The sequence below is a fragment of the Modestobacter sp. DSM 44400 genome (genome assembly GCF_900107175.1).
Lineage (GTDB): Bacteria > Actinomycetota > Actinomycetes > Mycobacteriales > Geodermatophilaceae > Modestobacter.
Genome location: NZ_FNOZ01000084.1, coordinates 1 through 8,775, shown reverse-complemented (window position 1 = coordinate 8,775; position 8,775 = coordinate 1). Strand labels below are relative to the sequence as shown.

Below are 8,775 nucleotides of genomic sequence, written 5' to 3'. Positions count from 1 at the left end.
GGCGGGGGACCGCCACCTCAACTTCCACGAGACCCGGGACAACCTCGGGGTAGACGCGGCGGATGTGACTGATGGGACTCCGCGTAACACCGCCGACATTTGACCGGGGCGGAATGCCACGGGTGTAATTTCCTCGTAGTCACAGACGGTGACACGAAGGCAACCAGCCGTAGAGGCGGATGCCTCAACGAGACGCAGGGGGACGCATCGTGGTGGCTGAGGTTTCATGGCTGGATGAGTACCGGGAAGCGGCAGCGGCGGTCGAGCCGACCGCCTACGCGCAGGACGCACTGAGCATGGCGACTGTGTTCGACGCCGGCTTCGGTGGCACGGACGCCGATACGCCGAGCTGGCACGAGAGCGCCCTGTGTGCCGAAACCGACCCCGAGGCGTTCTTCCCCGAGAAGGGCGGCTCCACCCGGGAGGCGAAGAAGATCTGCACCGGCTGCGAGGTCCGCGCCGAATGCCTGGAGTTCGCGCTGGGCAACGACGAGCGCTTCGGCATCTGGGGCGGCCTGTCCGAGCGCGAGCGTCGCCGCCTGCGCCGCCGGGCCAGCTGACACCCCGCCCGACCGGCACGCCGCACACCACCAATCCCGGCTCGGGCCGGGCCCGCGCCACGGGACGTCGTCGACGGCGTGCGCCTGTTCCGGGCCAGGCCAGCCAGCACGAGCACCCGTGCGAGGCCCAGAAGGACGGCGCCGGCGTCCCACGCACGGGCCACCGCTCCGTCGTCGCCGAGAGGCGGCGGGGGCCCGCGGCTGATGGACCACCACCATGCCGACGACCGCGACCAGCACCCCGAGCACCGCGGTCGCCACCTGGCCACCTTCCCAGCCGCCCGGCGACCACACCGGACCACCGTGCCGGGGCACTGGAGGATCAGCGCTTCCCGACCGGGGGTAGGGAGGGCTCGTGCGAGCCATCACCTACACCCAGTCCGGCGGTCCCGACGTCCTCACGCTCGGCGACCGCCCCACCCCCGAACCCGGACCGGGTGAGGTGCTCGTGCGCCTCGCGTTCTCCGGGGTCAACCCCACGGACTGGAAGTCCCGGACCAACGCCGACCCCGGATCGGGCGGCAAGGTGCCCAACCAGGACGGCGCCGGCACCGTCGAGGCGGTCGGCCGGGGCGTGGACCCGGTGCTCGTCGGGGAGCGGGTGTGGATCTGGGAGGCGGCCTACCAGCGGCCGCACGGCACCGCAGCCGAGTACACGGTCGTGCCCGCCCGCCAGACCGTGCCACTGGGCGCCGCGCCCTCCTTCGAGCTCGGCGCCGCACTCGGCATCCCCTTCCTCACCGCGCACCGCTGCCTGACCCTGGCCGAGTCAGTGCCCGACCGGATCGGCCCCGGGTCGCTCGCCGGCCGCACCGTGCTGGTGCAGGGGGGCGCCGGCGCCGTGGGCAACGCCGCCATCCAGCTGGCGCGCTGGGCCGACGCCACGGTGATCGCGACCGTCAGCGGACCGGAGAAGGCCCAGCTGGCCGCCGCGGCGGGCGCCGACCACGTCATCAACTACAAGGCCCAGGACGTCGTCGCCGAGGTCACCAAGATCGTCCCGCACGGCGTCGAGGCGATCGTCGAGGTCTCGGCCGCGGCGAACTCCGGTGTCGACGCCCAGGTGATCGGCCAGCACGGCGCGGTCGCCATGTACGCCGACGACGGCGGAGCCGAGGTGACCATTCCGGTCCGGCTGCAGATGACCCGCAACGCCCGCTGGCAGTTCGTGCTGGTCTACACCGAGCCGGTCCGGGCCAAGGAGATCGGCGTCGAGGACGTCAACGCCGCGGTGCAGGACGGCGCCGTCCGGGTCGGCCGCGAGGCCGGACTGCCGTTGCACGTCTTCCCGCTCGCCGAGACAGCCGCCGCCCACCAGGCCGTCCAGGACGGCGCCATCGGCAAGGTGCTCATCGACGTCACCGCCTGAGGGGCCTCGCTGAGTTGATCGTCGTCGAGTGGTCGCCCGACACGCCGCGCACAGCGTCTCCGCGCGCATGATGCCGATGATCAACTCGCGGGGGGCCCACCGACCCGACGTCGACTCCCGAGGTGCAGTCGTCGCCAGCTCATCGCGGCATCAGGAATGCAGGCCGCCCTTCCATGCCGCCGGCGTCGCTCCAGTTCCGGCACCACCGCCGCGAGGTACAACCTCCGCCTCGGACACCGTGGTCATCGGCAAGGGCTGGCACACCGCACAGACACCCCACCGATCAGCTTCCGGTGCGACGACCGGCCGGAAGTGGACAGCCTCGCCGCAGGACCACGTCCCGCGAGATCACCCGACCCCAAGCGAGCGGGCGATGAGCATCCGCTGCACCTCGGAGGTGCCCTCGCCGATCTCCAGTATCTTGGCGTCGCGGTAGAAACGGCCGACCGGGAACTCGTTCATGAACCCGTACCCGCCGTGCACCTGGGTGGCGTACCGGGCGTTCTCCATGGCCATCTCGGAGCTGTAGAGCTTGGCGATCGAGGCCTCGCGCTTGAACGGCTCCCCGCGCAGCATCTTCTCCGCGGCCCGGTAGTAGGCCAGCCGGGCGGTGGAGGCCCGCACCTCCATGTCGGCGATCATGAACTGCACCGCCTGGTTGCGGCCGATCGGCTGACCGAAGGCCTCCCGCTGCGCGGCGTACTTCACGCTCTCGTCCACACATCCCTGCGCCAGGCCCACCGCCAGCGCGGAGATCGCGATGCGCCCCTCATCGAGGATCGACAGGAACTGCGCGTACCCGCGGCCGCGCTCCCCCACCAGGTTCTCCTCGGGCACCCGGACGTCGGTGAAGCTCAGCTCCCGGGTGTCCGAGGCGTTCCAGCCGACCTTGGAGTACCGCTTGCCGACGACGAACCCCGGCGTGCCCGAGGGCACGATGATCGCCGAGATCTCCTTCTTGCCGTCGGTTCGGGTGCCGGTGACGGCGGTGACGGTGACCAGGTCGGTGATGTCGGTGCCGGCGTTGGTGATGAATGCCTTGCTGCCGTTGATCACCCACTGCCCCTCCTCGAGCTTCGCGGTGGTGCGGGTGGCCCCGGCGTCCGAACCGCCGCCGGGCTCGGTCAGGCCGAACGCACCCAGTGCCTCCCCGGCGCACAGCCGGGGCAGCCACCGCTGTTTCTGCTCCTCGGTGCCGAACCGGAAGATCGGCATCGCGCCCAGCGACACCCCGGCCTCCAGGGTGATCGCCATCGACGAGTCGACCCGGGCCAGCTCCTCAAGCGCGATGCAGAGGGTGAAGTAGTCCCCGCCCGAGCCGCCGTACTCCTCGGGGAAGGGAAGTCCGAACAGCCCCAGCTCGCCCATCTGCCGCACGATCGCGGTGGGGAACTCGTCGCGCTCGTAGAACTCCCCGATCTGCGGGGCGATGACCTCCTGCGAGAACTCGCGGACGGTCTTCCGCAGCGCCTCGGTCTCGGCGTCCAGCCGGTAGTCCAGCACGTGGCTCACTCCTCTTCGGCGGCGGCCGGTGGGGTCACCACGGCCACCCGCTCGTCGAGCCGGACCGACTGGCCGGCCGTCACGCCGAGCTCGGTGACCGTCCCGGCGAGCGGGGCGGTCAGCACGTGCTCCATCTTCATCGCCTCGACGACCAGCAGCGGGGTCCCCGCCTCCACCTGGTCGCCGACGGACGCCTGTACCAGCGTCACCGTGCCCGGCATGGGCGCGGTGACCGCACCGTCGCTGACCGCCGCGCCGGCAGCCGTGGCCAACCGCTCCTGCTCGCGCAGTGCGGTGACCCGGCCGTCGGCCGCCAACCACAGGACGCCGTCGGCGGAGGCGACGGTGTACCGGGTCCGGACGCCGTCCATCGTGACGAGCAGCGCCGCGCCGTCCCGCTCGGCGCGGACGGGCACCGGCTCGTCCTCCCCGACCCGGACGACGGCGTCGCCGGACCGGCCACGCACCCGCACGGTCACCGGCTCCCCACCGGCGACCGACAGCCGGCGCACGGTCCAGGCCGGCTCGCCGAGCCGCCAGCCGTCCGGGACGTTCCAGCGGTCGACGAGAGCACCGGTGGGTTCGGACTCGACCAGCAGGGCCAGCGCCGCGGCCGCGTACACCGCTGCGGACGGCGGCTCCGCGGCCGTGAGCGCCGCGCCCCGCCGCTCGATCAGGCCGGTGTCCAGTTGGCCGGCGACCACGTCGGGGTCGCTCAGCAGCGCGCGCAGGAAGCCGGTGTTGGTGGATAGGCCCAGCACGGCGGTGTGCTCCAGGGCCGCGACCAGGCGGGCGCGGGCGGTCTCCCGGTCGGGGCCGGCGGCGATCACCTTGGCCAGCATCGGGTCGTAGTCGCTGCCGACGACCGTGCCCACCGCCAGCGAGGAGTCGACCCGCACCCCGGCCCCGGCCGGCTCGGTGAGCGCGAGGACGGTGCCGGCCTGCGGCAGGAACCCGCGGGCCGGGTCCTCGGCGTAGACCCGCGCCTCGATCGCGTGCCCGGTCAGGACGACGTCGTCCTGACCGAAGGGCAGCGACTCCCCCGCCGCCACCCGCAGCTGCAGCTCGACCAGGTCCAGCCCGGTGACGCACTCGGTGACCGGGTGCTCGACCTGTAGCCGGGTGTTCATCTCCAGGAAGAAGAAGTCCTCGGGGCGATCGGCGTCCACGATGAACTCCACCGTGCCTGCGCCGGTGTAGCCCACCGCCCGGGCCGCCTCGACCGCCGCGCCGCCCATCCGGGCCCGGCCGGCGGCGTCCAGCAGCGGGGACGGCGCCTCCTCGATGACCTTCTGGTGGCGACGCTGGAGGCTGCATTCCCGCTCCCCCAGGTGCACGACCGTGCCGTGGGTGTCGCCGAGCACCTGAACCTCGATGTGCCGGGAGTTGCCGACGTAGCGCTCCACCAGCAGGGTGTCGTCGCCGAAGGAGCTGCGCGCCTCCCGGCGGGCGCCGGCGATCTGCTCGGCGAGCTCGGACTCGGCGCGCACGATCCGCATCCCCTTGCCACCACCGCCCGCGCTGGGCTTGAGGAGCACCGGGAAGCCGGCCTCCACGGCCGCGGCGGCGACCGCGGCGTCGTCCATGCCCGGCTCGGCGCGGCCCGGCACGACCGGCACGCCGACCGCGGACACCGTCTGCTTGGCGCGGATCTTGTCGCCCATCGCCTCGATCGCGGCCACCGGCGGACCGATGAAGACGATCCCGGCCTTCTCGCAGGCGCGGGCGAACTCGACGTTCTCGGAGAGGAATCCGTAGCCGGGGTGCACGGCCTGCGCGCCGGTCCGCACGGCGGCGTCGAGCACCCGCTCGATGGACAGGTAGCTCTGCGCGGCCGGCGCCGGACCGATCGGGACGGCGACGTCGGCCAGCCGGGTGTGCAGCGCGCCGGCGTCGGCGTCGGAGTAGACGGCGACCGAGCGGATACCCATCGCCCGCAGCGTGCGGAGGACGCGGACGGCGATCTCGCCGCGGTTGGCGACCAGGACGGTCGAGAACATCGTCACCAGCCCCGCCCATTTCCGCCAGTACCGCAGTAGAGGCGCTGGTCGGGGCGGCTTCTACAGCTGTAATGGCGGAACGAAGGGTCAGGCCGCCTTGCGGTTGCTCTTGGCGAGCACGGCGTCGGCCTTGCCGACCTTGACCAGGTGGCGCTTCTTGACGGTGTAGCCGGGCGGGAGGGTGCCTTCGGCGAGCGCACGCAGCGGGCAGCGGCCGCACCGCGGCTTGTCCTCACAGCACTTCTTCTTGGGCAGCTTCGCCGATTTCCCCACGTGATGAGGTTAGCCATGCCTTTTCCACCCGTCGAGGCGGCCGGCGTATCGACCGCTACCGTTCGCCCCGACGTCACCTTCGCGATCCGGGAGCACCCATGGCCGCCGATGCCTTCATCGACCAGCTCAACCTGCAGATCGGCCACGAGTTCGCCGCGCACCAGCAGTACATCGCCATCGCCATCTACTACGACGAGCAGACGATGCAGCAGACCGCGCAGCTGTTCTTCGACCAGGCGGTCGAGGAGCGGCACCACGCGATGATGATGGTGCGCTACCTGCTGGACGCCGACGCCCGCGTCGAGATCCCGGGCATCGTGGCCCCGGTGACCTCCTTCGTCGACGTGATCGCCCCGGTCGCGCTGGCCCTGGAGCAGGAGAAGCGGGTCACCCAGCAGATCAACGAGCTGACCGCGGTCGCCCGCCGGGAGAACGACTTCGCCTCCGACCAGTTCATGCAGTGGTTCATCAAGGAGCAGGTCGAGGAGGTCAGCACGATGAGCGACCTGCTCGCCGTCGTGCGCCGCTCCGCCCACGACGTGGAACAGATCGAGGACTACGTGCAGCGGGAGACCAGCCCCGAGGGTGTCGACCCGACCGCACCGCGCATCGCCGGCGTCTGAGGTCCCCTTTCGGCCAAAGTGGCCACTTCGGCCGGAACGGGCGGACCGGTCACATCCGGAAGACGCCATAGCCGACCTCCTCGAGGGGTGCGTTGGCGCAGGCCGAGAGGGCCAGGCCGAGCACGGTGCGGGTCTGGGCGGGGTCGATGACCCCGTCGTCCCAGAGCCGGGCCGTGGCGTAGTAGGGGTTGCCCTGCTCCTCGTACTGCGCGCGGATGGGCGCGGTGAACGCCTCCTCGTCGGCGGCCGACCACTCCTGGCCGCGCGCCTCGAACCCGTCGCGGCGAACGGTGGCCAGCACGCTGGCGGCCTGGTCGCCGCCCATGACGGAGATCCGGGCGTTGGGCCAGGTCCACAGGAAGCGGGGCGAGTAGGCCCGACCGCACATCGAGTAGTTGCCGGCGCCGAACGAGCCGCCGATGACGACGGTCAGCTTGGGCACCCGGGCGGTGGCGACGGCGGTGACCATCTTGGCGCCGTGCTTGGCGATGCCGCCGGCCTCGTAGTCGCGGCCGACCATGAACCCGGAGATGTTCTGCAGGAAGACAAGTGGGATCTTCCGGCGGTCGCACAACTCGATGAAGTGGGCGCCCTTGAGGGCGGACTCGCTGAACAGCACGCCGTTGTTGGCGATGATCCCCACCGGATGGCCGTGCAGCCGGGCGAAGCCGGTGACCAGGGTCGCCCCGTACAGCGGCTTGAACTCGGCGAACCGGCTGCCGTCGACCAGTCGCGCGATGACCTCGCGGACGTCGTAAGGCGTGCGCGACTCCGGTGGCACGACCTCGTAGATGCTCTCGGCTGAGTACCGCGGCTCCTCGACCGGCTCGACGTCCCAAGGGGGCGGCGTGCGCGGCCCCAGGGTGCCGACGATCTGGCGGACGATCTGCAGCGCGTGGGCGTCGTCCTCGGCCAGGTGGTCGGTGACCCCGCTGACCCGGGAGTGCAGGTCGCCCCCACCGAGGTCCTCGGCGGTGACCTCCTCCCCCGTCGCGGCCTTCACCAGCGGCGGCCCGCCGAGGAAGATCGTGCCCTGCCCGCGGACGATCACCGCCTCGTCGCTCATCGCCGGCACGTACGCGCCGCCGGCGGTGCACGACCCGAGGACGGCGGCGATCTGGGCGATGCCGGCCTTGGACAGGTTGGCCTGGTTGTAGAAGATCCGCCCAAAGTGCTCGCGGTCGGGGAAGACCTCGTCCTGCATCGGCAGGAACGCACCGCCGGAGTCGACCAGGTAGACGCAGGGCAGCCGGTTCGCCAGTGCCACCTCCTGCGCCCGCAAGTGCTTCTTCACCGTCATCGGGTAGTAGGTGCCGCCCTTGACGGTGGCATCGTTGGCGACGACGACGAACTCCCGGCCGGCCACCCGCCCGACGCCGGTGATGATGCCGGCAGCCGGCGCATCCCCGCCGTAGAGGCCGTGCGCGGCCAGTGGGGAGAGCTCCAGGAACGGGCTGCCCGGGTCCAGCAGCGCATCGACCCGGTCGCGGGGCAGCAGCTTGCCGCGGGAGACGTGCCGGTCGCGGGCACGCTCCCCGCCGCCGGCGGCCACTACCTGCAGCTGGCCGGCCAGGTCGGCGACGAGCGCCGCATGTGCAGCGGCATTGCGGGCCGCCGTCGCGGGGTCCGCGGGCGGGACGCTGGGGAGCACCGGTGCATCCACGCCCAGAGGTTAACCATCGTTCACCCTGTCGGTCCAGCGTGAACCGCAGCTAACCTCTGCAGGTGCCCAGCGAGCCGGACAGCGCGCTGCACGCCGACGCCACCCGGCCGTCCCGCCGGGAGCAGATCCTGCGCGCGGCCGCCCAGCTGTTCGCCGAGCGGGGCTCGCGCGGCGTCGGGGTCGACGACGTCGGCGCCGCGGTCGGCGTGACCGGGCCGGCGATCTACCGGCACTTCGCCAGCAAGGACGCGATGCTGGCCGAGATGCTGCTGCGGATCAGCGAGCGGCTGCTGGCCGGCGGCACCGCCCAGGTCGCCGGGGCCGGCCCCGACCCGGCCGACCAGCTGCGCGCGCTCATCGGCTTCCAGGTCGACTTCGCCTTGGACAACCCCGCCCTGATCACCGTGCAGGACCGGGACCTCGGGGCGCTCAGCGAGCGGGACGCCCGGCAGGTCCGCCAACTGCAGCGCCGCTACGTCGAGGTGTGGGTGGACGTGCTGGCCCGGCTGCACCCGCAGTCCTCGACGGCGGCCTGCCGCGCCCGGGCGCACGCTGTCTTCGGCCTGATCAACTCCACCCCGCACAGTGCCGGCCGGCTGGCCCGCCCGGCGATGGCCGAGCTGCTGGCCGGCATGGCCGCGGCAGCGGCCGGCGCCGGGCAGCGCAGCCAGCCCCCGACCCAGCCACCGACCTAGAGCGTGTCTGCTAACTGCGGACGCGGTGATGGATGATCATGCAGCCGAGGAGGACACCGCCGAGGTAGGTGGTGGCGTATTTGTCGTAG

8 protein-coding genes are annotated in these 8,775 nt (G+C 72.1%); 4 read left to right on the top strand and 4 right to left on the bottom strand.

Annotated features, from left to right (window positions below):
• Positions 1–296 precede the first annotated feature (296 nt).
• The gene (locus tag BLW04_RS23775; RefSeq protein WP_217631242.1) at positions 297–560 is read left to right on the top strand and encodes a WhiB family transcriptional regulator; all 264 of its coding nucleotides are present in this window, start codon (positions 297–299) and stop codon (positions 558–560) included.
• A 355-nt stretch (positions 561–915) separates the two neighbouring features.
• A complete protein-coding gene (locus tag BLW04_RS23770; RefSeq protein WP_091547942.1) occupies positions 916–1,929 on the top strand; it encodes an NADPH:quinone reductase in 1,014 nt (337 codons plus the stop codon).
• 348 nt (positions 1,930–2,277) lie between these two features.
• Here BLW04_RS23770 and BLW04_RS23765 read toward each other — a convergent pair whose 3' ends face one another.
• From BLW04_RS23765 to BLW04_RS23755, 3 genes are all read right to left on the bottom strand, one after another.
• A complete protein-coding gene (locus BLW04_RS23765) occupies positions 2,278–3,432 on the bottom strand; it encodes an acyl-CoA dehydrogenase family protein (RefSeq protein WP_091547940.1) in 1,155 nt (384 codons plus the stop codon).
• Positions 3,433–3,437: 5 nt separating this feature from the next.
• Positions 3,438–5,432, bottom strand: coding sequence for an acetyl-CoA carboxylase biotin carboxylase subunit (locus BLW04_RS23760; protein WP_091547946.1), 1,995 nt, complete (start codon positions 5,430–5,432; stop codon positions 3,438–3,440).
• An 87-nt stretch (positions 5,433–5,519) separates the two neighbouring features.
• Positions 5,520–5,705, bottom strand: a complete 186-nt coding sequence (locus BLW04_RS23755) for a hypothetical protein (protein ID WP_091547938.1) — start codon at positions 5,703–5,705, stop codon at positions 5,520–5,522.
• Between the two features lie 98 nt (positions 5,706–5,803).
• Here BLW04_RS23755 and BLW04_RS23750 point away from each other — a divergent pair, with 98 nt between their 5' ends.
• A complete protein-coding gene (locus BLW04_RS23750) occupies positions 5,804–6,328 on the top strand; it encodes a ferritin (protein ID WP_091547936.1) in 525 nt (174 codons plus the stop codon).
• Between the two features lie 49 nt (positions 6,329–6,377).
• On the opposite strand, the gene BLW04_RS23745 is transcribed toward BLW04_RS23750, so the two are convergent.
• Positions 6,378–7,991, bottom strand: coding sequence for a carboxyl transferase domain-containing protein (locus tag BLW04_RS23745; protein ID WP_091547934.1), 1,614 nt, complete (start codon positions 7,989–7,991; stop codon positions 6,378–6,380).
• A 62-nt stretch (positions 7,992–8,053) separates the two neighbouring features.
• On the opposite strand from BLW04_RS23745, the gene BLW04_RS23740 reads away from it, so the two are divergent.
• Positions 8,054–8,686, top strand: coding sequence for an SACE_7040 family transcriptional regulator (locus BLW04_RS23740; RefSeq protein WP_091547932.1), 633 nt, complete (start codon positions 8,054–8,056; stop codon positions 8,684–8,686).
• The last annotated feature ends 89 nt before the right edge of the window (positions 8,687–8,775 follow it).

Coding starts and splice junctions, on each gene's coding strand:
- BLW04_RS23750 (WP_091547936.1), top strand. CDS start 5,804: ATGGCCGCCGATGCCTTCATCGACCAGCTCAACCTGCAGATCGGCCAC.
- BLW04_RS23760 (WP_091547946.1), bottom strand. CDS start 5,432: ATGTTCTCGACCGTCCTGGTCGCCAACCGCGGCGAGATCGCCGTCCGC.
- BLW04_RS23775 (WP_217631242.1), top strand. CDS start 297: ATGGCGACTGTGTTCGACGCCGGCTTCGGTGGCACGGACGCCGATACG.